Source organism: Cohnella endophytica, assembly GCF_003628305.1.
Taxonomy (GTDB): Bacteria; Bacillota; Bacilli; order Paenibacillales; family Paenibacillaceae; genus Cohnella; species Cohnella endophytica.
The window spans coordinates 1-22640 of record NZ_RBZM01000008.1; the positions used below are offsets into that span (position 1 = coordinate 1).

A 22640-nucleotide genomic window follows, 5' to 3' on the forward strand; every position below is an offset into this window, starting at 1 on the left:
GCCTGCCTCAAGATGAGATTTCCCAATTCGTAAGACCCCTTGAAGAACACGAGGTTGATAGGCTCGGGGTGGAAGCGCGGTAACGTGTGGAGCTGACGAGTACTAATCGGTCGAGGGCTTATCCTAACGAATGACAATAGTAAGACAATGATACATTCACCTTCTTCTAAGCTTTGTTTCGCATCCAGTTTTCAAGGCGCAAGTCGTCTTGACGTATTTAGTGTGGCGGTGTAGCTCAGCTGGCTAGAGCATTCGGTTCATACCCGGAGGGTCGGGGGTTCGAGTCCCTTCGCCGCTACCAAGAATTTCTTATATCCCATGGAGGCTTAGCTCAGCTGGGAGAGCATCTGCCTTACAAGCAGAGGGTCGGCGGTTCGATCCCGTCAGCCTCCACCATATAATCGCGGAGCTGTGGTGTAGTGGCCTAACATGCCTGCCTGTCACGCAGGAGACCGCGGGTTCGAATCCCGTCAGCTCCGCCATTATTTTTCCAAACAAGTCAGGCTCGATAGCTCAGCTGGTAGAGCAGAGGACTGAAAATCCTCGTGTCGGCGGTTCGATTCCGTCTCGAGCCACCATTTTTCATTCCGGTTCACCAGACCGGCTCATATTGTGGAGGATTAGCGAAGTGGCCAAACGCGGGAGACTGTAAATCTCTTCCTCACGGTTCGGTGGTTCGAATCCATCATCCTCCACCATTTTTTCACCCCAAAAAGTGAAGCAAAGCTTTGGAGCGTAATCCTGGTACTTTTCGGGGACCCCAGCAATGCGAGCCATTAGCTCAGTTGGTAGAGCACCTGACTTTTAATCAGGGTGTCGTAGGTTCGAGTCCTACATGGCTCACCATTATCCAACAACCAAGCAGACGCGCAAGCGTCTGTTTTTTTGCGTATTCAGAGTTTTGCGTATTCAAAGAAATGCTCTGGATATGTTCAGACAGTATGGAATTCGGAAATACCACCGTGAGGTGATAAATTAAGCGGAAAAAGTACAGTTGTTTTTCCTTATTCGCTCAATAGATCACAAGTAATTGGAAAATAAGTATGTAATTGTTCCGAAATGATCGACGGATGTATTTGAAAATGTAATTAGATGTACTTTCTCCAACTCTTGTTCGAATATTGACCTATTGTCCCCGATTAGCTGTGTTTTTTCCAACTAATTGGCTATAGCGCGAAGTCTATGCGAGCTGCCAACTGCACGCCTTGTCGAAACCCGTCTGAGGGACATTCATCGCCATATTTGTTGAAGCCGCTAGTTGCTTGGGACTTTATCAGAAGGCAAAAGTGTAAGGGGCGGTTGGGATAAGCATCAGAGAGCATCTTCGGTGGTGGAGTGTGCGGGATCTGAGAGGAATAAGCATCGGAGAGCATCTTCGGTGGGGGAGTGTGCGGGATCTGAGAGGAATAAGCATCAGAGAGCATCTTCGGTGGGGGGAGTGTGCGGAATCTAAAAGGAATAAGCATCAGAGAGCATCTTCGGTGGGTTTAAACCGCGTTCTAGCAGGCCGGAAGGAATATATAGGAATAGAAGCATTCCGGTCGGGGGAAAGTTAAGTACAAATCGCATCGCGGAGGACTTGAACGATGATTTATTTGTACGCGTTAGCATTCGCCTTTACGGTCGTCATCCTTCTTGTTCCCGTCGTGCGGAATATCGCGATCCGAATCGGGTTCGTAGACCGTCCATCCAAGCGCAAAATTCACGCCGAAGCGATCCCTCTATCTGGAGGAGTTGCCATCTTCGCCGGAGTGATGGTGACTTCGTTTCTATTCATGGGACATCCGCCCTTGTTTCGCGCTTTGCTTATCGGAGGAGCGATCCTTGTCATCGTCGGACTCGTGGACGACAGCTTCAAAGCCAAAGGCCGGGAATTCCCGGTATGGCCGCGGTTAATTGCCTATATCGGTACGGCGCTCGTACCGGTCTGGCAAGGAATAGCGATCCAGGGCGTTTCTTCGCCCGCTTCCTCCGCTATGATCTTGTTTTCTCCGCTCGTATCCGCCTTATTCACCCTTGTATGGGTGTTTTCCCTCATTAACATGCTTAATTTCATCGATGGAATCGACGGCTTAGCTTCGGGAGTTACCGCGATATCCTCCATGACGTTATTCGCCGCATCGCTAATCTTCTCCCATAAGGATACCGCTTTAGTTACGATTGCCCTTGCCGGCGCTTGCCTCGCGTTCCTTGCTTATAACTTTCACCCCGCGCGCATTTTCATGGGAGACGCCGGAGCGACCTTCCTCGGTTACGTTCTGGCGGTGACGGCCATTGACGGTACGTTGAAGGGGGCAACCCTTTTATCTTTGTCGGTTCCGATGCTGGCTCTAGGCGTACCGATCCTCGATACGGTCATCGTCTTTTCGCGAAGATTATGGGAAGGGAAGGGCCTGCATCGGGCTGACAATCTGCATACCCATCATAGCTTGATGAAATGGGGGCTTACCCAAGTCCAGACGGTGTCGTTCCTGTATCTCATCGCTGCCGTATTTTCCTTGCTCTCCATCGTGATCTTGCTCGCGCTGCGCTAACGTTACTTGTCCTCGATCCCCCAGGATGCGCCAAATATGTTACAATGACGCATATATCCTATCGCTTATTATCGCAGACAAGGGGCTTCCTGGATGAATAAAACCAAGCTGCAGCAATTGGAACAACTGTTGAATGCTCCGGTCGTGCCTAAAGTCATGTCGAATTCGGAATGGGAACGGGAAGGCGGCAAGAAGCACCCTGAAGCCGGCGACGCCATTCAATCGAAGAATGCTTATTTGATCGTCACGCGCGCGAACGGAGCCGAGCTACAGTGCTGGGAGATCGCCGCGACGTTAACTCCGCTCGAGAAGCAATTGATAGGTTGGGCAATACAGCAAGGCGGAGTCCGTTCCTCGTCCGGCGCTTCGGATCTGGAACGGCAGACGAGAAGGCTCGGAGAGTGGATTCAGCAATCTGTGACGAACGGAGAATGGCGGGCGGAAGTGCCCGACCGCATGGAACTCAGAAACCGGTTGTTCGACGGAATGGTACCGTTCCTGCTTCTATGCGAACAGCTTGAGGACAAGGAACCTTCTTATAGCGAATTGGAAAAAACGATCCGAACGTTCATCTCCGACGAGACGCTGCTTATTCCTCTAAGGGAACACGAATGGCTCATTCTCAGCAGCGATCGCCTGTTGACGGAAGCGGATACGGATGGCGACGAAGTGCTTGGACACGAGGAAACGAAGGAAATCCTGTCCACGCTAGCGGAAGGACTTCACCAGCTCGTGACGGGAGAATGGGGAGGAGAATGCCACATTGCGGTCGGAGAACCGATCGTGCCCGCGGAAAGCGTAATCCGAATCGTCGGTACGCTTAGGGAAACGATTTTTCTCGGTCGTAAGTTCCATGTAGGCATGCAAATCCATCTGCCGTGGCTCGTTCATCTGGAACGCTTGCTCAGCGGGATCCCCGAGCAGGTCAGATCGCGTTTCGTAGAAGAAATGATGGGTAGACCGGATTTGTTCACGGACTCGGAGACGGTGTCGACTCTCGATGCTTTTTTCTCCATGGACTGTAACGTGAGCGAGACGGCCAAAAAACTGTTCATCCACCGCAATACGCTCTTATACCGATTGGATAAAATAAAGAACGAGGCGGGCTTGGACGTTCGCTCCTTTAACGACGCCGTATTGGTACGGATATTATTGCTATTGTACAAAGTCACGAAAAGGAAATGAATTTTTTGTACGCTTTGTGCATAGTCATTTGGCCTAGGTGTGAGTTAAGATATTCCTGTACCTTCAAACGAAGTTTAGGGGGAAATGTACATGGCAGGCGTTCGTTTAGAAAAAGTGTTCAAAAAATATGCAGGTACCGATAAGGCTTCGGTAACCGACTTTAACCTGGACATCCAGGACAAAGAATTCCTAGTACTCGTTGGTCCTTCCGGTTGCGGTAAATCGACCACGCTGCGTATGATCGCAGGTCTTGAAGAAATTTCCGAAGGCAAACTGTACATCGGCGACCGCGTCGTTAATGACGTAGCACCGAAAGATCGCGACATCGCGATGGTGTTCCAATCGTACGCATTGTACCCACATATGAACGTATACCAAAACATGGCATTCGGTCTGAAATTGCGTAAATTCCGCAAAGACGAAATCGACCGCCGCGTACGCGAAGCAGCTCGCACGCTCGAAATCGAGCACTTGCTGGATCGCAAGCCTAAAGCTCTTTCCGGGGGCCAACGCCAACGTGTCGCCCTGGGTCGCGCAATCGTTCGCGAACCTCAAGTCTTCTTGATGGATGAGCCTCTTTCCAACTTGGATGCTAAACTGCGTACGCAAATGCGCGCTAACATCTCCAAATTGATGAAACGCCTTGAAACGACTTGCATCTACGTAACGCATGACCAAACGGAAGCCATGACGATGGGCGATCGCATCGTTGTCATGAAAGACGGCTTCATTCAACAAGCCGCTACTCCTGACGTTCTTTACAATCACCCGGTTAACCTGTTCGTTGCAGGCTTCATCGGAGCTCCTGCGATGAACTTCATCACGGGACAATTGGTTGAAGAAGGCGGAGCAGTTCGCTTCCGCGCTACCGGCTTCAACGTTGAAGTACCGGAAGGCAAAGCCAAAGCGCTTCGCGGTAAAGGCTATATCGGCCGCGAAATCATTCTCGGAATTCGTCCGGAAGATTTCCACGAAGAGCCTGTATTCATCGAAGCTTCTCCGAACAGCATCGTTAACGCAACGATCGAAGTTTCCGAGAACTTGGGTCACGAGATGTTCCTTTACCTGAACGGCCTGGGCAAAGAAAACGTCATCGCTCGCGTAGACGGACGTTCCGGCCTTCGCGAGAACCAAAACGTGAAGCTTGCCGTCGACATGAACAAAATTCATTGCTTCGACAAAGACACGGAACTTAACATTTTCGAAAACTAATATACGTACGAATAACCGCTTGGCCAGTGGCCGGGCGGTTTTTTATTATCCATTTCTTTTAGGTGCATTTCCAACTTGACCGGACGGATACGGACAACAGGAATTGATGTATTTTCCAGTTCGTAAGAATTATAATGGATAAGTCTAGATAAGATTTGCGACAGTTGTTCCTATATCGCCTAATTCGCATGCTTGTTTGCGTTTAGTCTGCTCCGTTCAAAGCTCTCATTGCTTTGTGGGTGTATTTTCGATACGATTACGAAATAGAGGGAATCAGGAAAGGAGCTGTACGATGGCTAAAAAAGTGAAAGTATCGGAGCTCGTGCAGCAATTTCACCTCGAAATTGTCGCAGGCGAAGAGGGATTGCGACGTACGATCATTACGGACGACTTGAATCGTCCGGGCTTGGAAATGGCGGGCTATTTCAATTACTATCCCGTAGAACGGGCCCAAATGTTGGGTCGCACGGAGTTGGCGTTCCTGGATACGTTAACGACGGAGGAGCGACGGGACCGCATGGAAAGGTTATGCCATGAGGAAACGCCTTGCATCATCGTCACCCGCGGATTGGAAGTGCCTGCGGAATTGATCGAGATCGCCGAAGAGCGTCATTTTCCCGTGCTAAGAAGCTCGGTAGCGACGACGATTCTTCTCAGCCGCATCACGAACTTCCTGGAGAAAAAACTCGCGCCTTCCGCGACGATTCATGGCGTACTCGTCGACGTGTACGGCGTAGGGATGCTGATTACGGGCGGTAGCGGTATCGGGAAAAGCGAAACCGCGCTGGAGTTAGTCAAGCGCGGGCATAGGCTGATCGCCGACGACGCGGTAGAGATTAGACAGACGTCCGACAACAACTTGTTCGGAACGGCGCCGGAATTGATTCGGCACCTTCTAGAAATACGCGGGTTAGGCATTCTGAACGTAATGACTTTGTTCGGTGCTGGCGCGGTGCGCAATCAAGTGAGCATCAGTCTAGTAGTGAAGCTCGAGAACTGGCAACAGGACAAGCAGTACGACCGGCTTGGACTGGATGAAGAGACGACGAAGATCATCGAGACCGAGGTTCCTCTCTTAACGGTTCCCGTGCGTCCGGGCCGGAACTTGGCGGTTATCCTGGAAGTCGCGGCCATGAACTTCCGCTTGAAGCGCATGGGATACAATGCGGCTCAGCAATTCACGAACAAATTGACCGAAGCGATATCAGAAGAAGATTACGAATAGAATAGACCATTATTGGAGGACGACCATGTTTACGATGCTCTTGGATCCGATCGCGTTTAAGCTCGGACCTCTAACGGTACATTGGTATGGCATCATCTTGGGACTGGCGGCGCTCTCGGGCTTGCTTATCGCCGTTCAGGAAGGCAAACGCTTCGGACTAAGCCCGGATTTCTTCCTGGATCTCATGCTCTACGGCGTGCCTTCCTCGATTATCGTGGCCCGTTTGTACTACGTGGCCTTTAAGTGGGGGTACTATAAGAATCATCCCGGCGAGATCGTTCAGATCTGGGGCGGAGGCATCGCCATCTACGGCGCGCTGATCGGAGCGTTGCTGTGCGGATTTTTCTATATTCGTCATAAAGGCTTCAGCTTCTGGAGAATCGTCGATATTTGCGCGCCGTCTTTGTTGATCGGGCAAATGTTCGGACGTTGGGGCAACTACGTCAACCAAGAAGCTTACGGCGGAGAGGTCAGCAAGTCCTTCCTTAGCGATACCTTGCACATTCCGTCATTCATCGTTAACCAGATGAACGTTCAAGGGGTGTACCATCATCCGACATTCCTGTACGAATCGATCTGGAGCTTAGTCGGATTAATTATTTTGTTCATCATCCGCCGTCGGAATTTCCTGCGGGCCGGAGAATTGTTCTTCTCTTACTTCATCTGGTATTCGATCGGGCGCTTCTTTATCGAGGTTCTTCGTACGGATAGCTTGTTGTTCAAAGGACCGGCTTGGCTGGAATCTTTCCTTAACGCCCTGTGGACGCCGATGACCGCAATATTCGGCCAAGATCAAGGGTACATGAATCCGGAGGAAGGCAACATTCGCATATCCCAGTTGCTTGCCTTGCTGATTATCGTCGCGGGCATCGTCTTGATCGTCACTCGCCGCCAGTTGGGCTTAGCGAAAGAGCGTTACAATGATCCGCTGATTAATCTTAAAACGGGTAAGCCCGCGAATGAAACCACACAAGAAACGGCACCGAAGGAAACGGAGATCAACGAGAATGACGCAAAAGACGAAGATCACAACCGTTCTATTTGATCTGGACGGAACGATTATCGATACGAACGAGTTAATTATTCAATCCTTCTTCCACGCTCTTAAGGGCGTTGTTCCGGAAGGGTTCAGCCGAGAACATATTATCCCTAGCATGGGTCAGCCGCTGAGCATGCAATTGCAGCAATTCTCGGGGCGTGAAGACGTGGCTTCCCTGACAGAGGCCTATCGGGAGTACAATCATCTTCGTCATGACGAGATGGTCGCCCTGTTCCCGGGAGTCGCCGAGGTCGTAGCCCGATTGCACGATGCGGGATTCAAGCTCGGAATCGTCACGACGAAAATGCGCGCGACGACGATTCGCGCGCTCGAACTGCTTGGATTGATGAAGTACATGGGAACAATCGTTTCCCTGGATGACGTGGAGCATGCGAAGCCGCATCCGGAACCGGTCGCCAAGGCGATCCAAGCACTGGGGGCAGAGCCTGCGGAAACTCTGATGGTCGGAGACAGCTCCGTCGACATCAAGTCGGCCATCGCCGCCGGGGCCGTTCCCGTAGGCGTGGCCTGGTCGCTTAAAGGAGCGGACAATCTATTCGAAGCCGGGGCCGAGCATATGTTGCATGAGATGAGCGATCTGCTGGCCCTGTGCGGAATCGAGGGTGTCGACGGTTGAGAAACGTGGAGCGGTATCCGGTTGAAGGACCGAACGCGCTGTGGCAAATGTACCGGACCGTCTCGAGGTTCAAGGCGGTTCGCAATTTCGTGTTCATCCAGATCTCGCGGTACTGTCCAAGCCTGCCGGTGAAAAATTGGATTTATAGGCGCGTCCTCGGCATGAAGGTAGGACGCCATACGGCGTTCGCGCTTATGGTGATGGTGGATGTCTTCTTCCCCGAGCGCATCTCGGTCGGGGAAAATTCGATCATCGGATATAACACGACGATGCTCACGCACGAGTATTTAATCAAGGAGTACCGACTGGGAGATATTCGCATCGGCTCGAACGTTATGATAGGTGCGAACGTTACGATTCTTCCCGGAGTCGCGATCGGGGACGGCGCCGTCGTGGCTGCCGGTTCCGTCGTGCACAAAGACGTCGCTCCGGGGGCTCGCGTAGGAGGGAATCCCCTGAGGGAACTGAATTCCAACTAGAGTCGCCGGATGCGTTTGGAGGGAAGCCGCGTCGGATGTTCAGACGAATTCGCAAAACGATTTTATGCCTGTGCCTCATTCCTATTTTTCTAAGCATGACCTTTTCTTATCGGATTACCGAATCCTTGTATCGAACGATTCCCGAGAAGCTTGTTTTGCCCGTGGAGACCGGAATTACGCAAGCATCTTACGATGTTATCGTAGCCGGAACCGATCCGGAGGGAATCATGGCGGCCATATCGGCAGCTCGCAACGGACTTAAAGTGCTCCTCGTAGACGGCAGAAACCGTACGATTCTTGGCGGCTTGATGACGTTAGGGTGGTTAAATTCCTTAGACCTCAACAAAGCCCCGGTCAACTATCGCTTATGGGACAAAGCGGTGTTCTTGGACAAAGGACTGTTCCAAGAATGGTATGAAGGAATAAGAGGCACTTCCTTCGACGTGAACCATGCCGCGAATCTGTTCCACCGGATGGTCGCCGCGGAACCGAATATCGATCTCGTGATGAACACGAGAGAGATGGCGCCCATTATGGAGGGTCATAACGCCGTTGGGATGCGTATCGTCAAAGCCGATGGAACCGAGGAGCGAGTGAACTCGAAGGCGATTATCGACGCCACGCAGGATGCGGATATCGCGGCTGCGGCAGGAGCCGAGTATACGATGGGCAGGGAGGATCTCGGAGATCCGAACAGCGAAATGGCCGTGACGCTCGTCTTCAAATTAAGCGGGGTTACGAGCGAGGTATGGGATGAGCTAAAGCATCACAAGAATACGGGTTACGACGATAGAAGCATTTGGGGCTATCAAGAAGCTAGGGAGTACGTGTCTTCCAAACCGAAAAGGGTAAAAATCCGCAGCTTAAACATCGGCCGCCAGGACGGGGATACGATTCTGATCAACACGATGCAAATCTACGGTATACATCCGTTAGAGCCTGCATCGGTGCAAGAAGGGCTGCGAATCGGAGAAGAAGAAGCTCCGCTAATCGTCGATTATCTAAAGAAAAATTTCAAGGAGTTCAGCTCGCTTGAATTTGCCGGCACGGCTCCCGAGCTGTATGTTCGGGAAACGAGGCATATTCGGGGAGAATACCGGCTTACGATGGCGGATCTCATGCAGAATCGCGATCAATGGGACGCGATCGCTTACGGATCGTATCAAGTGGACATTCAAAGCCCGAACTCAAGCAATACGGGAGCCATTCTTATGTCTCCTAAGCAGTATGGCGTGCCTTTCCGTTGTCTGGTTCCGCTTAAAGTGGATGGCTTGCTCGTTGTCGGAAGGTCGGCGAGCTTCGATACGCTTCCGCACGGCAGCGCACGTGTCATCCCGTTGGGGATGGCGACCGGGCAAGCCGCGGGAGCGGCGGTGAAACTTGCTCTGGAGCGGGGGGTATCGCTGAGGGACATGTCCCGGTCGAAAGACGATATCTCCGAACTGCGCAAGCGTCTTATGCAGCAAGGCATGGACCTTCGCATGCGGCACTTCGCTACTCCCGAGTACGCGAAGCATAAGGATTATCCGGGTTTGCTCGCAGCGGTAAGCCTTGGGCTAACGATCGGCGGCTACGATAACAAAGGCTGGGCGCTGGACGAAGCCTCGGATCCGAAACGGTTTGCCTATCAGCTTCGGGTCGTGCAGAAAAAGTATCCCGAGTTTTTATCTCGCGAGTTAGAGCCCGCGGCGCTTGCCGCCGAATCCGTAAAAAGGCCGTTAACGTTAAAGCAAGCGGCTTCCATGCTCGCGATGGTTGCGAATGCGCAAGTAGTCGGTAAAAACGCGGAAGAGGCGCTTTTGGCAAAAGGATGGTTGAAGCAAGATACCCTCAACCTGATTAGCCGTAAAGATAAGCTCACGAACGGCGACACGTTCATGCTTATACGCGATGTTTTGCAGTATGGATTAGGCGTCACGTTCATCTGATAGGCGAGCCGCCTGATTGCCGATAATGGCAGTTAGGCGGCTTTAGCATACCTGGCGAATTGGTGGAGAGGGTTCGCGTGCAAACGGGATTGACTGAGCCTGTCGAGCGTGGTAATATACGACTAATCTCTTTATTTTGGCAGTATGGTAAATTGGTAGAACTTTAACGCATTAAAGCGATAAGTGAGCTACAATAAGTCGAGTTAATCATGAATCGCAAGATTCGTTAGATAGAGACGAGGGTGCGAAACGATGACGAAACCAAAAGTATTCGAGAAACCGACCGGCGTGAAGGATTATTTGCCGCACGCGGTCGCCAAGCTGCGCCGCATCGAGCGCGACGTGCTGGAATGCATGCGCCAGTGGGGTTATGAGCAGATTATGACGCCGACAATCGAATATTACGATACGGTCGGGGTGGCGAGCGCCACTTCGGACCAGAAGCTATTCAAGCTGTTGAACCAACGCGGGACGACGATCGTGCTGCGTTCGGACATGACGGCTCCGATCGCGCGGGTGGTCGGTTCGTTGCTTAAGGATGAACCTTTTCCGATTCGGCTGAGCTATCACGGCAACGTGTTCCGGGCTTTCGAAGAAGAAGGCGGACGCGAAGCGGAGTTCTACCAGACCGGAGTTGAGCTTGTCGGAGACGCGTCTCCCGAGGCGGATGCGGAGGTGATCGCTCTGGCGATCGCTTCGTTGCAGGCGGCCGGAGTGCCCTCGTTCAAGATCGCGATGGGGCACGTAGGGTTCCTGAACGGATTGTTCCAAGAAACGTTGCCGGGGCTCGAGAGCGAGCAAGAAGCTTTGAAGGCTTGTTTGCTGCAACGCGATCATGTCGGCTACCGCGATGTGATACGCAAGCTATCGATAGATCCGGCCTGGCAGCGGGAGCTTGAGGATATTTTGCGGCTGCGGGGCGGTCAAGAAGTATGCGCTCAGGCGCTCGAGCTTAGCGGCAACGCGGGAGCTCGGGCAGCGATCCGTCATCTGTGCGAGGTGTGGGACGTACTCGAGGCGTACGGACTGCAGGAGCACGTGCTCATCGATCTGACGATGATCGGGGATTTCTCCTATTATACGGGCATGACTTTCGAAGGGTATGCTTCCCAGCTCGGCTTCCCGGTGGTCAGCGGAGGCAGGTACGACAACCTGCTTGCGCAATTCGGCCGACCGGCGGCAGCTACGGGCTTTGGGCTTAAAACAACGCGGATTCTCGATGTGGTGGAGGATGAAGCGGAGGCCATGGGAGCGGCACTCGTCGTTTATGAGAGCTCGGAGAGGGCGGCGGCAATGGCCGCGGCAGCCGATATGAGGGCGCAAGGACGCGCCGTCGTGACAGCGCTCGTGGCCGCGGAAGACAAGGGGCAATTGCAGTCGAGAGCTCAAGCGGGCTTGATCGAGGACGGAAGCTTCATCTATAACGGACGGGAATATAAAGCGTTGAATGCGTTCTTCGGGAAGGGGGAGCAAGAGTGACGGATAACGGCGTACTTAAAGTCGCGATGCCCAAAGGGCGTATCTATAAGCAAGCCAGCAAGCTGTTCAGGCAAGCGGGACTCGAGATCCCCGAGGAATTCGACGATTCGCGGCGGTTGATCATTCCGGTTCCGGAAGCGAACATGGAATTCATCATGGCGAAGCCGGTCGACGTTCCGACCTATGTCGAGTACGGCGTCGCCGATATCGGAATCGTAGGCAAGGACGTGCTGATGGAGGAAAACAAAGACGTCTACGAGCTGCTCGACTTGGCGATCGCGAAGTGCAGGATGTCGGTCATCGGCCTGCCGGATTGGAAGCCGACGATTCATCCCAGGGTGGCGACTAAATATCCTCGCGTAGCTTCGCAATATTTCCGCGAGTTGGGTCAGCAGGTCGAAGTGATCAAGCTGAACGGTTCGATAGAACTGGCGCCGCTGATCGGCCTTGCGGACCGGATCGTCGACATGGTGGAAACAGGCCAGACGTTGAAGGAGAACGGACTCGTCGAACGGGAAACGTTGTTCCAAGTGACGAGCAGGCTGATCGCGAACCGCGTGAGCTACCGATTGAAAAACGTGGCGATCCAGGAGCTGTGCGACCGGTTGAGCGTGACGATCGCGGCTCGGGCGTAAGAGCGGAAAGCGGAACTGCTCGAAGTGGATGGTTTCGGACGAAGCGATGATAAATGCAAAGATTGGAGGGGTATGCATGTATAGAGGCAAAGCGGCCGATTTCCGGTTGGAGCGGGAAAGCGAATACGGCTCGCCGGAACAGAACGCGGCGGTGAAGGAAATCGTGGAAGCCGTTAGGCTCGAAGGAGACGCGGCGTTGCTGCGGTATACGGCGGCATTCGATAAGACGGAGCTGACGCCGGATCGCCTGCGGGTTACCGCGGAAGAGATCCAGGGCGCCTATTCGCACGTGGAGCCCGATTTTCTGGACGCGCTGCGCCAGGCGGCGGCGAACATCAAGGCGTTTCACGAGAAGCAGAAACGCGGAACGTGGGTCGACGTGCAGCCGGACGGCACGATGCTCGGCATGGTGCTGCGCCCGCTGAAACGGGTGGGGCTGTATGTTCCCGGCGGCAAGGCGGCGTATCCGTCGTCGGTGCTGATGAACGTGATTCCGGCCAAGGTGGCCGGGGTGCCGGAGATCGTCATGGTTACGCCGCCGTCTACCGGCGGGAAGGAAGGCATTGATCCGTACATCCTGGTCGCGGCCGCGGAAGCGGGAGTGACGGAGATGTACCGGGTCGGAGGAGCGCAGGCGGTAGCGGCGCTCGCTTACGGGACGGCGAGCATTCCCGCCGTCGATAAGATTTGCGGGCCTGGCAACATCTACGTGGCGCTCGCGAAACGCGCCGTGTACGGCGCGGTAGACATCGACAGCATCGCCGGGCCGAGCGAGATCGTCGTGCTGGCGGACGACAGCGCGGATCCGCGGTACATAGCCGCGGATATGCTGTCGCAAGCGGAGCACGACGAGATGGCGTCGGCGGTGCTCGTCACGCCGTCGCAGGCGCTTGCCGACGCGGTAGCGGCGGAGCTGGAGCGGCAGGTGGCGACGCTGCCGCGCGTAGAGATCGCGCGCAGCTCGCTGGAGCAGCATGGGGCGATCATCGTCGTGGATAGTCTCGATGAAGGACTCGACGTCGTGAACAAGCTGGCTCCCGAGCATCTGGAAGTGATGACGGAGGATCCGCTGGAGCTGCTCGGACGCATCGAGACGGCCGGCGCGATCTTCCTTGGGCCTTACAGCTCGGAGCCGGTAGGCGATTACTTCGCCGGACCGAACCACATCCTGCCGACGAACGGAACCGCAAGATTCTCGTCCCCGCTTAACGTGGACGATTTCCTGAAGAAATCCAGCTTGATCCGATACAGCAAGAACGCATTGTTCAGAGACGCCGCGGGAATCGCGACGCTCGCCCGCCACGAGGGGCTGGAAGCCCATGCCCGCGCGGTGGAAATCCGATTGGAAGGCAGGGAAACCCAATGACCGAACAAGTGAAAGCAGGCCGCAGCTCGGCCGTATCCCGCAAGACGAACGAAACGGACATTCAACTCGCCCTTGGCGTAGACGGAACGGGAGAGGTGTCGCTCGAGACCGACGTTCCTTTCTTGAACCACATGCTCGACCTTTTCGCCAAACACGGCCAGTTCGACCTGAAGGTCGAAGCCCGCGGGGACGTCGATATCGACGATCACCACACGGTCGAAGACATCGGAATTTGCCTCGGTCAAGTGCTGCGCGAAGCGCTCGGCGACAAAGCCGGTATCAAACGCTACGCCAGCGTGTTCGTGCCGATGGACGAAGCGCTCGCGCAAGTCGTCGTCGACATCAGCAACCGGCCGCATTTCGAGCTTCGAGCGGACTTCCCTTCGGCTAACGTGGGCAGCTTCTCCGTCGAACTCGTACATGAATTCCTGTGGAAGCTGGCGCTCGAAGCTCGCATTACGCTTCACGTCATCGTCCATTACGGACGCAATACGCACCACATGGTCGAAGCGGTGTTCAAGGCTCTCGGACGCGCGTTGGACGAAGCGACTTCGATCGACCCACGCGTGAAGGGCGTGCCTTCCACCAAAGGAGTGTTGTAAGTGATCGCCATTATCGACTACGGCATGGGGAACCTGCATAGCGTCAGCAAAGCCGTAGAGCGACTCGGTTGCGAGGTTGTCGTGACTTCGGATCCGGCAATGATCGCCGCGGCGGACGGAGCGATTCTGCCGGGTGTAGGCGCTTTCGGCGACGCGATGGCTAACTTGCGCGATACGGGACTAATAGACGTCGTGAAGCAGTATGCCGCATCCGGCAAGCCCTTATTAGGCATCTGCCTCGGCATGCAGCTGTTGTTCACCGAGAGCGAAGAGCACGGCGTTCACCAAGGCTTGGATCTGTTGCCGGGCCGCGTCGTGCGGTTCCAAGGCGATTACAAAGTGCCGCACATGGGCTGGAACGAGCTGACTTTCAAGCAGGAGAGTCCGCTGTTCGAAGGCGTGGAACCGGGGCACGTTTACTTCGTGCACTCTTATCATGTCTTGCCGGAACAAAGCTCGGACTTGCTCGCCGTCACGGACTATCATCAGCCGGTGACCGCGATCGTGGGCAGAGGTTCGGTATACGGCATGCAGTTTCACCCGGAGAAAAGCAGCGCGCTCGGCATGGCGTTGCTTCGCAGGTTCGTTGACTTGACCGGACGACAGAATTAAGAAGTTAAAACTAAAATGAGAGTTCAAAAATTCGGTTTTCAGCACTGAGAAGGTTGGATGAAGCTAGGGAGTGAGGATCGGAGCGTAGGCAAACCTACGTGAGAACCGGAAGTCCCGGCTGAATTCAAGATTCGATTTCGAATTAGCATCCTGAAAATCATCGTGATCAAAAGCGAATTATTGAATTTACTCTAGAAGGACTGAGATGCGGTGCGGTTCAGACCTTGTATCGATATCCACCAAGGCAAAGTAAAGCAGATCGTCGGGGAGACGCTGCAAGCGGACGCCTCGAAGGTCGTGGAAAATTTCGTCTCCGAACGGGGGGCGGACTATTATGCTTCGATGTACCGCGAGGACGGCTTAACCGGCGGCCATATTATCATGCTCGGCGGAGGTAACCGCGAAGCGGCGATGTCCGCGCTTCGGGCGTATCCCGGCGGCATGCAGATCGGGGGCGGCATCACGGCGGACAACGCGGCGGAGTATTTGAACGCCGGGGCATCCCACGTGATCGTCACTTCGTACGTTTTCCGCGACGGGCGACTGCAGATGGACAATTTGCGGAAAATCGTATCGGAGGTCGGCCGGGATAAGCTCGTGCTCGACCTCAGCTGCAAGGAGCGGGACGGCAAGTGGTACGTGGTGACCAACCAGTGGACGACGTTCAGCGACCTGGAAGTGAACGAGGCGAACGTCCGGGAGCTGGAAAGCTATTGTGACGAGTTCCTGATCCATGCGGTCGACGTGGAAGGGAAGCGGGAAGGCGTTCAGGAGAAGCTGGCGAACAGGCTGGCCGAATGGGCGACGATTCCGTCCACGTACGCGGGAGGAGCCCGATCGCTAGAAGATTTGGCGCGGTTCCGCGAAATTACCGGGGGCAAGCTGGACATTACGATCGGCAGCGCTTTGGATATTTTCGGAGGAACGCTGCCTTATAGGGAAGTCGTCGATTATTGCGATTCGTCGCGGTCGCGATAGAAGGAGGAACGCAGCATGTTAGCCAAAAGAATCATCCCCTGCCTCGATGTGAAAGACGGCCGGGTCGTTAAGGGCGTTAACTTCGTCAATCTGCGCGATGCCGGAGATCCGGTGGAGCTGGCGGCCATCTACGACCGCGAAGGCGCCGACGAACTCGTATTCCTCGACATCTCCGCATCGGTTGAAGGAAGGGCCACGATGGTCGACGTCGTGCGCCGGACCGCCGGCGAAATTACGATTCCCTTCACCGTCGGCGGAGGGATTTCCGCGGTCGAGGACATGAAACGCCTGCTTCGCGCGGGCGCGGACAAGATCGGCATCAACACGGCGGCGATTCGTAATCCGGATCTCATTACGGACGGTTCGAGAACGTTCGGCGCGCAATGTATCGTCGTCGCGATCGACGCGAAGTTCAACGCGGAGTGGGGCGATTGGGAAGTGTTCACCCACGGAGGACGTAACGCGACGGGCATCCGCGCGGTCGCTTGGGCTCAAGAGGCGGAGCAACGCGGAGCGGGAGAATTGCTGCTGACGAGCATGGACGCGGACGGGACGAAGGACGGGTTCGACGTCGCGCTGACGAAGGCGGTATCGGGAAGCGTAGGCATTCCGGTTATCGCGTCGGGCGGTGCAGGAACGGCGAAGCATTTCGCCGACGTGTTCGAGCAAGGGCTCGCGGACGCGGCGCTTGCGGCCAGTATTTTCCACTATAAAGAATTATCCGTGCAAGAGGTCAAGGATGCTTTGCGCGGCAAAGGAGTGAACGTACGATGACCCAGGATCAACAACTGCCAATACTCGAGCAGATCGCTTGGAATGCCGACGGACTCGTTCCCGCGATCGTCCAGGACGCCCTCAGCAAAGAGGTGCTCATGATGGCCTATATGAACGAAGAGTCTCTGAAGCTCTCGCTGGAAAGCGGTCAGACGTGGTTCTGGAGCCGCTCGCGCAACGAACTGTGGAACAAAGGGGCGACTAGCGGCAATACGCAGCAGATCGTTTCCCTTCACTATGATTGCGACGGAGATACGTTGCTCGTAAAGGTTCGCCAGAACGGCCCCGCGTGCCATACCGGCGCCTACAGCTGCTTCTATCGCGAAGGCTCCGTGTCCGGAGAAGCGACCGGTTCCTCGGCATCCGCCGCGGAAGACCGCTTCGCCCCGCTAAGCCGCTTAGAGGCAACGATTGCCCAGCGAGACGCGGAACGCACGGAAGGCGCGTACACGACCTATTTGTTCGAGAAGGGCGTCGAGAAAATCGTCAAGAAGATCGGGGAAGAATCCGCCGAGGTGATCATCGCCGCGATGAAGCGGGACACGGTCGAGCTTCGCAGTGAGTCAGCGGATCTTATTTTCCACCTGATGGTGTTGTTACGGGAGCAAGGGGTTCCGTTCGACGACGTGCTGCAAGAGCTCGAATTCCGGCATCGGAAGCCGGTCAAGAAGGACTAGGTGAAGGCCATGACTACGAATTCGCTAACGAACTCGCAATTGCAGCAATCCGATCCGCAGGGAATGCCGATCGACTATCATACTCATAACTACCGTTGCGGCCATGCGGTCGGCGAATTGGAAGAGTACGTTCTCAGCGCGATCGGCAAGGGCATGGTCCAGATCGGTTTGTCCGACCACATGCCTCTCGTCAACCTCACGCAGGAGGAGCACCCCGATATCGCCATGCCGATGGAGGAGCTTCCCCGCTACGTGGAAGAATGCTTCAGACTCAAGGAGAAGTACAAGGGCACGATCGACGTCCGAGTAGGGCTCGAGGGAGATTATATCGAGGGCTACGAGGAACAGATCGAGCGGATCGCGAACGGGTTCCCTTGGGATTACGTGATCGGTTCGGTTCATTTTCTCGGGACGTGGGACGTAACGGATTTCCGTCAAGCGGGCAAATGGGAAGGCCGAAGCGTCGTCGGAGCCTACGAGCAATATTTCGACGCGATTCAGAAAGCTGCCGCGACGGGATTGTATGATTTCATCGGCCATATCGACGCGATCAAGCGATTCGCTCCCAAGCCTCCGGAGGAAGACGTCACCCCGCTCGAGGAAGCCGCGTTGCAAGCCGTCAAGAAGCACGATATCGCGTTCGAGCTGAACGCCGCGGGCTTCTACGCCCCTTGTAAGGAAATGTATCCGTCGGAACGAATTCTTACGCGCGCCAAGGAACTGGAAATCCCCGTCACTTACGGCTCGGATGCCCATCATCCCGACAAAGTCGGGCAAAAAGGGGCAGACGCGCGAACGATGCTGAAAAATGTCGGATTTACGCACTTGGCGACGTTTGATGGGCGCAAACGAGCGTTGAAACCTTTTTGAATTCTAGCCGTACTCATGTATAATGAAGCTTGACTATGTAGGAATGCAGGTTGACTGACGGTATTCGACACTAGGAAGTGTTGAAGCTGAATTTGGAGGGGCACATGTACAGCAGCAAGCTTCGTATTTTTTCGGGATCATCCAATCCGTTATTGGCTAACAAAATCGCCGACCATCTCGGATTGCCGCTAGGGAAGATTAAGCTTTCCCGGTTTAAGAGCGGCGAAGTGTACGTTCACTACGAGGAGACGATCCGCAACTGCGACGTATTCCTGGTTCAATCGTTATCTCATCCGATCAACGACTATTTCGTCGAATTGCTAGTCATGATCGATGCCGCCAAGCGGGCATCCGCCCGTACCATTAATGTCGTGTTGCCTTACTACGGCTACGCTCGGCAAGAACGGAAAGCCGCTCCGCGCGAACCGATCTCCGCGAAGATGGTCGCCGACGTCCTAACGACGGTGGGCGCGCACCGGATCGTAACGATTGATCTGCATGCACCGGCTATCCAAGGCTTCTTCAATATTCCAGTGGATCACTTGACCGCGCTGGATTTGATCAGCGACTATCTCAAATCCAAGAACATTCGCAACCCGGTCGTCGTGTCTCCGGACGCTGGACGAGCTTCGACCGCGGAGAAACTCGCGAATCAATTGGATTGCTCTTTCGCGATCATGATCAAGAAACGCCCGGCGCACAACGAATCGGTCATCACTCACGTTATCGGGGATGTCCAAGGCTGCACGCCGATTATTATCGAAGATATGATCGATACCGGAACGACGATCGTGAACGTCGTGGAAGGTTTGAAGGAACGCGGCGCCGAAGACGGCTTCGTCTGCGCGACGCATCCGTTGTTCTCCGGACCTGCCCTGCAACGGCTCGATCACCCGAACATCAGGGAGGTCGTCGTCACGGACTCCATCCTGCTGCCGGAAGAGCGCTCGGATCGCTTCAAGGTCATTAGCGTCGCTCCGATGCTGGCCGAAGCGACCCGCATCATCATGGAAGGCGGCTCGATCAGCACGCTGTTCAAGAACGCCGGCATTTAATCGTAATATTTTCCAATTCAACGCAAAGCGGCCGCTCGGGATTATCTCTCCCGTCCGGCCGCTTTCTCGTTAAAATTCGTGAGGGGGCCGCGAATTTTCAAGGCTAAACGGCGTCGCTGGGATGGCGGCCGACGTCCGAGCCGTATATGGGTTCTGGTTCCCCTACGGGCGGGGTGAGGCGAAGCGAGATTCGTTTTGTAAAGGTCAAATTGGCTGTTAAAATGCTTGAGGGCTCTCACAAGCGGCCTTTAACGGTCAATATGGCCTTTAAAGTGCCTCAAGGCCCCTTTGCAAGCTTGAAATTTGGTTATTAAAGGTCAAAAGGGCAGTTAATGCTTGACAGTAAGGTGCCACAATTACGAGTTAACGGTCTGAATGGCTCTTAATTGATTTCTTAATTGATTTCTTAATTGATCAATATGACCTCAATGGACTTGAAACCGCATGAGAAACAAGAGAATGACCTGTTTGAGTTGCATCCACTTTATTCCAATTACGCGAGTTACTCCTCTTACCTATAGGGCGTTTTTATTTTATGGAACGCTCAGGCTGTGTTATAATCGTGGTTGATGGAAATCCAGAGCAATTAGGAGGTGCCTTGCCGATGAGTCAGCGGAAACGTGCGGCCCCGAGCCGACGTCCCAAAGTAATCCCGATGCGTCTGGACGCGACCTTCTTCTTCGAACGCGCCGTGCAGTCGTTGGATCGGTATCATTACGACAAGGCACTGAAGTATTTCCGCCGGGCGGTGGAGTACGAACCGGAAAACCCGGTGAACCATTGCAACATGGCAGGCATCCTGTCGGAAATGGGACGTTACGAGGAATCGAACGTGATCTTGCGCTCCGTGCTCGACCGGATCGATCCGGCGATGACGGAATGTTATTATTACTTAGCCAATAACTACGCCAACATGGAGCTATTCGAAGCCGCCGAGGATGCGCTCGTCCGCTATCTGGAGAACGACGCGGAAGGGCAATTCCTGGACGAGTCGGACGAGTTGCTTGATCTCTTGAATTACGAGCTCAACCGGCCGACCAAGCTAGCTACGATCAAGGCGAAAGAAAATATATACGCGCACGACAAAGCCCGCGAGCTGTTGGAAGCGGGACGCTTCGCGGAAGCGGTCAAAATGCTGGAAGAAATTATCGGACGCGAGCCCGATTTTCTCGCGGCGAGGAATAACCTGGGGTTGGCATACTACTATATGGGACTGTTCGAGAAATCGGTCGCGACCATTGCCGAGGTGCTGGACGCGGAGCCGGGGAATTTGCACGCATTGTGCAACTTGGCGATTTTCTATCAGCATTCCAATCAAGACGGGCCGCTTAAGGCGCTCATCGAGAAGCTGAACAAGACCGTTCCGTTTCACCCCGAACATGTCTTCAAGATGGCGACGACGCTCGGCATCGTCGGCGAACATCGCGAAGCCTATGCTCACTTCCGCAGGTTGCTGAAGACGAGCGAATTATCTTCGGAGCCGAGCCTGCACCATTTCGCGGCGGTCGCGGCGACGAACTTGCGACGTTACGAGGACGCGGAGAAGCATTGGAAACAAGCCGAGAAGCTGGATTCGGAATCTCCCGTTCCTTCGTTCTACCTTCGCAGGCTGGAGAAGGTACGTACCGGCGAGGAAAGCCCGCCGACGCATTACCATTACCATCTGCCGTTCGAGGAGCAATTCCGTCAGTGGGAGCATAGCCCCGGTCAAGTCACGGAGGCGCTCAAACGCGATCCTCTCATCCGCTCGTCTTTTTTCTGGGCGCTTCGCCATGGGGATCGACGCACGAAGGTACAGGTCATCCAGGCGCTCGGCCTCGTCGCGGACGAAGAAGTGATCGAGGCGCTGAAGGCGTTCCTGATCGATACTGAGGAAGACGACGAGTTGAAACGCGTCGCCGTTCTCGTGCTTCGTTCCATCGGCGTCCAGGATTCGCTGGTCGTCACGTTCAGCGGCAGAACGCTTACGCTGGAAGCGCGAAGGAAGTCGGCGAAGCTGCCCGTATGGGACAGCGCGTGGCAGACGGTTCTGGAGCATGCGCTCGAAGGGATGTCCGGCCGATACGACGTCGTCCAGCAGCACGATATGATGACGCTGTGGGTCGATTATTTGTCCCGGGTCTATCCGGAGGTGCCGAAGCTTCACAAGTCGACGGGGTGGGCGGCCGCGCTGGAATATTGGACGGCTAAGATGCACCGCAGGACCGTTACTTATGCGGATTTGGTCAATCGTTACGGCGTTTCCCAGGCTAGCATTAGCCGTTACGCGAATCGGATCGACGAAGCGTGCGGCATTCGGGAGAAACTGGATTTAACGACTCCTTCCTTTCACTAACTTTTCTATCCTGCAGACGGTTTGCACACTAGGAGGAACAAAGATGCACAAAACAATCGTAATCGGCACGGGCCCGGCGGGATTGACGGCGGCGATCTATCTGGCGCGCGCGAATCTGTCCCCGCTCGTAATCGAAGGTCCCGAGCCCGGCGGACAATTAACGACGACGACGGAAGTCGAGAACTTCCCGGGTTTCCCCGAGGGCATCATGGGACCGGATTTGATGGCCAACATGCGCAAGCAGGCGGAGCGGTTCGGCGCGGAATTCCGCACGGGCTGGATCAACAACGTCGATATGTCCAAGCGTCCGTTCACGTTGTCCCTGGAAGGCGGGGAAACGCTGCAAGCCGAAACCTTGATTATTTCCACGGGTGCTTCCGCTAAATATATGGGAATTCCGGGAGAACGGGATAACGTAGGACGCGGCGTAAGCACCTGCGCGACTTGCGACGGCTTCTTCTTCCGCGGCAAGAAAATCATCGTCGTCGGCGGCGGGGACTCCGCGATGGAGGAAGCCAACTTCCTCACGAGGTTCGCTTCCGAAGTCACGTTGGTACATCGTCGCGACGAGATGAGAGCGTCCAAGATTATGCAGGATCGCGCCCGCGAGAACAACAAAATTCTGTGGGGCCTGAACAAAACGCCGATCGAGGTCGTAGCGGGCGATAACGGCGTTACCGGACTTAAGGTTCGTAACAACGTTACCGGCGAAGAGGAAATTCTCGATACGCAAGGGTTGTTCGTGGCGATCGGCCATACGCCGAACACGAAATTCCTCGACAATCAGATCGAAACGGACGAACTCGGCTACATCAAGGTGAAGCCGGGCACGACGGAGACGAACGTTCCGGGCGTGTTCGCTTGCGGAGACGTGCAGGATCACAAATATCGTCAAGCGATTACGGCGGCCGGAAGCGGCTGCATGGCCGCGCTCGACTGCGAGAAATTCCTGGAAGGCTCGGCCACGCATGATTGGAGCCAATCTCTTTAATTCTTTTTTACATCATTAACCATTATT

The 22640-nt window shown here is 54.7% G+C and carries 20 protein-coding genes, 6 tRNA genes and 1 rRNA gene; all 27 read left to right on the top strand.

Annotated elements, in window-relative coordinates:
• Window positions 1-126: ribosomal RNA gene (locus D7Z26_RS18215) — 23S ribosomal RNA — on the top strand; the annotation flags it as partial.
• A gap of 98 nt (window positions 127-224) precedes the next feature.
• Window positions 225-301: transfer RNA gene (locus D7Z26_RS18220), tRNA-Met, on the top strand.
• Between the two features lie 19 nt (window positions 302-320).
• A tRNA-Val gene (locus tag D7Z26_RS18225) sits at window positions 321-396 on the top strand.
• A 9-nt stretch (window positions 397-405) separates the two neighbouring features.
• A tRNA-Asp gene (locus D7Z26_RS18230) sits at window positions 406-482 on the top strand.
• A 20-nt stretch (window positions 483-502) separates the two neighbouring features.
• Window positions 503-578 (top strand) — tRNA-Phe (locus tag D7Z26_RS18235).
• Between the two features lie 36 nt (window positions 579-614).
• Window positions 615-698 (top strand) — tRNA-Tyr (locus D7Z26_RS18240).
• 72 nt (window positions 699-770) lie between these two features.
• Window positions 771-846: transfer RNA gene (locus D7Z26_RS18245), tRNA-Lys, on the top strand.
• A gap of 740 nt (window positions 847-1586) precedes the next feature.
• The gene (locus tag D7Z26_RS18250; protein WP_120978470.1) at window positions 1587-2534 is read left to right on the top strand and encodes an MraY family glycosyltransferase; all 948 of its coding nucleotides are present in this window, start codon (window positions 1587-1589) and stop codon (window positions 2532-2534) included.
• A gap of 93 nt (window positions 2535-2627) precedes the next feature.
• The gene (locus tag D7Z26_RS18255) at window positions 2628-3719 is read left to right on the top strand and encodes a PucR family transcriptional regulator (RefSeq protein WP_120978471.1); all 1092 of its coding nucleotides are present in this window, start codon (window positions 2628-2630) and stop codon (window positions 3717-3719) included.
• Between the two features lie 90 nt (window positions 3720-3809).
• Window positions 3810-4931, top strand: coding sequence for an ABC transporter ATP-binding protein (locus D7Z26_RS18260; RefSeq protein WP_120978472.1), 1122 nt, complete (start codon window positions 3810-3812; stop codon window positions 4929-4931).
• Between the two features lie 292 nt (window positions 4932-5223).
• The gene (gene hprK / locus D7Z26_RS18265) at window positions 5224-6156 is read left to right on the top strand and encodes an HPr(Ser) kinase/phosphatase (protein ID WP_120978473.1); all 933 of its coding nucleotides are present in this window, start codon (window positions 5224-5226) and stop codon (window positions 6154-6156) included.
• A gap of 25 nt (window positions 6157-6181) precedes the next feature.
• A complete protein-coding gene (gene lgt, locus D7Z26_RS18270; protein ID WP_120978474.1) occupies window positions 6182-7201 on the top strand; it encodes a prolipoprotein diacylglyceryl transferase in 1020 nt (339 codons plus the stop codon).
• Window positions 7164-7832, top strand: coding sequence for a pyrophosphatase PpaX (gene ppaX / locus D7Z26_RS18275; RefSeq protein WP_120978475.1), 669 nt, complete (start codon window positions 7164-7166; stop codon window positions 7830-7832). Before lgt ends, ppaX begins: the two co-directional genes overlap by 38 nt.
• A 47-nt stretch (window positions 7833-7879) precedes the next feature.
• On the top strand, window positions 7880-8311 hold the full coding sequence (locus tag D7Z26_RS18280; protein ID WP_407643536.1) for an acyltransferase: 432 nt from the start codon (window positions 7880-7882) through the stop codon (window positions 8309-8311).
• A gap of 35 nt (window positions 8312-8346) precedes the next feature.
• A complete protein-coding gene (locus D7Z26_RS18285) occupies window positions 8347-10239 on the top strand; it encodes an FAD-dependent oxidoreductase (RefSeq protein ID WP_120978477.1) in 1893 nt (630 codons plus the stop codon).
• Between the two features lie 252 nt (window positions 10240-10491).
• On the top strand, window positions 10492-11718 hold the full coding sequence (locus D7Z26_RS18290; RefSeq protein ID WP_120978478.1) for an ATP phosphoribosyltransferase regulatory subunit: 1227 nt from the start codon (window positions 10492-10494) through the stop codon (window positions 11716-11718).
• A 26-nt stretch (window positions 11719-11744) separates the two neighbouring features.
• A complete protein-coding gene (hisG, locus tag D7Z26_RS18295; RefSeq protein WP_120978824.1) occupies window positions 11745-12353 on the top strand; it encodes an ATP phosphoribosyltransferase in 609 nt (202 codons plus the stop codon).
• A 76-nt stretch (window positions 12354-12429) separates the two neighbouring features.
• Window positions 12430-13719 (top strand): histidinol dehydrogenase, encoded by a 1290-nt coding sequence (gene hisD / locus D7Z26_RS18300; RefSeq protein WP_120978479.1) that lies wholly within the window; start codon window positions 12430-12432, stop codon window positions 13717-13719.
• Window positions 13716-14321, top strand: a complete 606-nt coding sequence (hisB, locus tag D7Z26_RS18305) for an imidazoleglycerol-phosphate dehydratase HisB (RefSeq protein WP_120978480.1) — start codon at window positions 13716-13718, stop codon at window positions 14319-14321. Before hisD ends, hisB begins: the two co-directional genes overlap by 4 nt.
• Entirely contained in the window at window positions 14322-14933 is a 612-nt protein-coding gene (gene hisH / locus D7Z26_RS18310; protein ID WP_120978481.1) for an imidazole glycerol phosphate synthase subunit HisH, read from the top strand. It begins immediately after the preceding gene.
• Window positions 14934-15143: 210 nt separating this feature from the next.
• Window positions 15144-15911, top strand: a complete 768-nt coding sequence (gene hisA / locus D7Z26_RS18315; RefSeq protein ID WP_120978482.1) for a phosphoribosylformimino-5-aminoimidazole carboxamide ribotide isomerase — start codon at window positions 15144-15146, stop codon at window positions 15909-15911.
• A 15-nt stretch (window positions 15912-15926) separates the two neighbouring features.
• The gene (gene hisF / locus D7Z26_RS18320) at window positions 15927-16685 is read left to right on the top strand and encodes an imidazole glycerol phosphate synthase subunit HisF (protein WP_120978483.1); all 759 of its coding nucleotides are present in this window, start codon (window positions 15927-15929) and stop codon (window positions 16683-16685) included.
• The gene (gene hisIE, locus D7Z26_RS18325; protein WP_120978484.1) at window positions 16682-17362 is read left to right on the top strand and encodes a bifunctional phosphoribosyl-AMP cyclohydrolase/phosphoribosyl-ATP diphosphatase HisIE; all 681 of its coding nucleotides are present in this window, start codon (window positions 16682-16684) and stop codon (window positions 17360-17362) included. The genes hisF and hisIE overlap by 4 nt, the downstream gene beginning before the upstream one ends.
• A 63-nt stretch (window positions 17363-17425) precedes the next feature.
• Entirely contained in the window at window positions 17426-18232 is an 807-nt protein-coding gene (gene hisJ / locus D7Z26_RS18330) for a histidinol-phosphatase HisJ (RefSeq protein ID WP_120978825.1), read from the top strand.
• Window positions 18233-18336: 104 nt separating this feature from the next.
• Window positions 18337-19287 carry a ribose-phosphate diphosphokinase gene (locus D7Z26_RS18335; protein WP_120978485.1) on the top strand — a complete coding sequence of 317 codons (951 nt, stop codon included), beginning with the start codon at window positions 18337-18339 and terminating at the stop codon, window positions 19285-19287.
• Between the two features lie 604 nt (window positions 19288-19891).
• Window positions 19892-21622, top strand: a complete 1731-nt coding sequence (locus tag D7Z26_RS18340; protein WP_120978486.1) for a tetratricopeptide repeat protein — start codon at window positions 19892-19894, stop codon at window positions 21620-21622.
• A gap of 43 nt (window positions 21623-21665) precedes the next feature.
• Complete coding sequence (gene trxB, locus D7Z26_RS18345; RefSeq protein WP_120978487.1) at window positions 21666-22613, top strand: thioredoxin-disulfide reductase; 948 nt, start codon at window positions 21666-21668, stop codon at window positions 22611-22613.
• Window positions 22614-22640: the final 27 nt, after the last annotated feature.

Excerpts from the sequence above, each read along its gene's own strand:
- hisIE (WP_120978484.1), top strand. The coding sequence starts at position 16,682 with ATGACCCAGGATCAACAACTGCCAATACTCGAGCAGATCGCTTGGAAT.
- hisD (WP_120978479.1), top strand. The coding sequence starts at position 12,430 with ATGTATAGAGGCAAAGCGGCCGATTTCCGGTTGGAGCGGGAAAGCGAA.
- D7Z26_RS18290 (WP_120978478.1), top strand. The coding sequence starts at position 10,492 with ATGACGAAACCAAAAGTATTCGAGAAACCGACCGGCGTGAAGGATTAT.
- D7Z26_RS18280 (WP_407643536.1), top strand. The coding sequence starts at position 7,880 with ATGTACCGGACCGTCTCGAGGTTCAAGGCGGTTCGCAATTTCGTGTTC.
- D7Z26_RS18335 (WP_120978485.1), top strand. The coding sequence starts at position 18,337 with ATGTACAGCAGCAAGCTTCGTATTTTTTCGGGATCATCCAATCCGTTA.
- D7Z26_RS18340 (WP_120978486.1), top strand. The coding sequence starts at position 19,892 with ATGAGTCAGCGGAAACGTGCGGCCCCGAGCCGACGTCCCAAAGTAATC.
- ppaX (WP_120978475.1), top strand. The coding sequence starts at position 7,164 with ATGACGCAAAAGACGAAGATCACAACCGTTCTATTTGATCTGGACGGA.
- D7Z26_RS18250 (WP_120978470.1), top strand. The coding sequence starts at position 1,587 with ATGATTTATTTGTACGCGTTAGCATTCGCCTTTACGGTCGTCATCCTT.
- hisG (WP_120978824.1), top strand. The coding sequence starts at position 11,745 with ATGCCCAAAGGGCGTATCTATAAGCAAGCCAGCAAGCTGTTCAGGCAA.
- trxB (WP_120978487.1), top strand. The coding sequence starts at position 21,666 with ATGCACAAAACAATCGTAATCGGCACGGGCCCGGCGGGATTGACGGCG.
- hprK (WP_120978473.1), top strand. The coding sequence starts at position 5,224 with ATGGCTAAAAAAGTGAAAGTATCGGAGCTCGTGCAGCAATTTCACCTC.
- D7Z26_RS18255 (WP_120978471.1), top strand. The coding sequence starts at position 2,628 with ATGAATAAAACCAAGCTGCAGCAATTGGAACAACTGTTGAATGCTCCG.
- hisJ (WP_120978825.1), top strand. The coding sequence starts at position 17,426 with ATGCCGATCGACTATCATACTCATAACTACCGTTGCGGCCATGCGGTC.
- D7Z26_RS18260 (WP_120978472.1), top strand. The coding sequence starts at position 3,810 with ATGGCAGGCGTTCGTTTAGAAAAAGTGTTCAAAAAATATGCAGGTACC.
- D7Z26_RS18285 (WP_120978477.1), top strand. The coding sequence starts at position 8,347 with ATGTTCAGACGAATTCGCAAAACGATTTTATGCCTGTGCCTCATTCCT.
- hisB (WP_120978480.1), top strand. The coding sequence starts at position 13,716 with ATGACCGAACAAGTGAAAGCAGGCCGCAGCTCGGCCGTATCCCGCAAG.
- hisF (WP_120978483.1), top strand. The coding sequence starts at position 15,927 with ATGTTAGCCAAAAGAATCATCCCCTGCCTCGATGTGAAAGACGGCCGG.
- lgt (WP_120978474.1), top strand. The coding sequence starts at position 6,182 with ATGTTTACGATGCTCTTGGATCCGATCGCGTTTAAGCTCGGACCTCTA.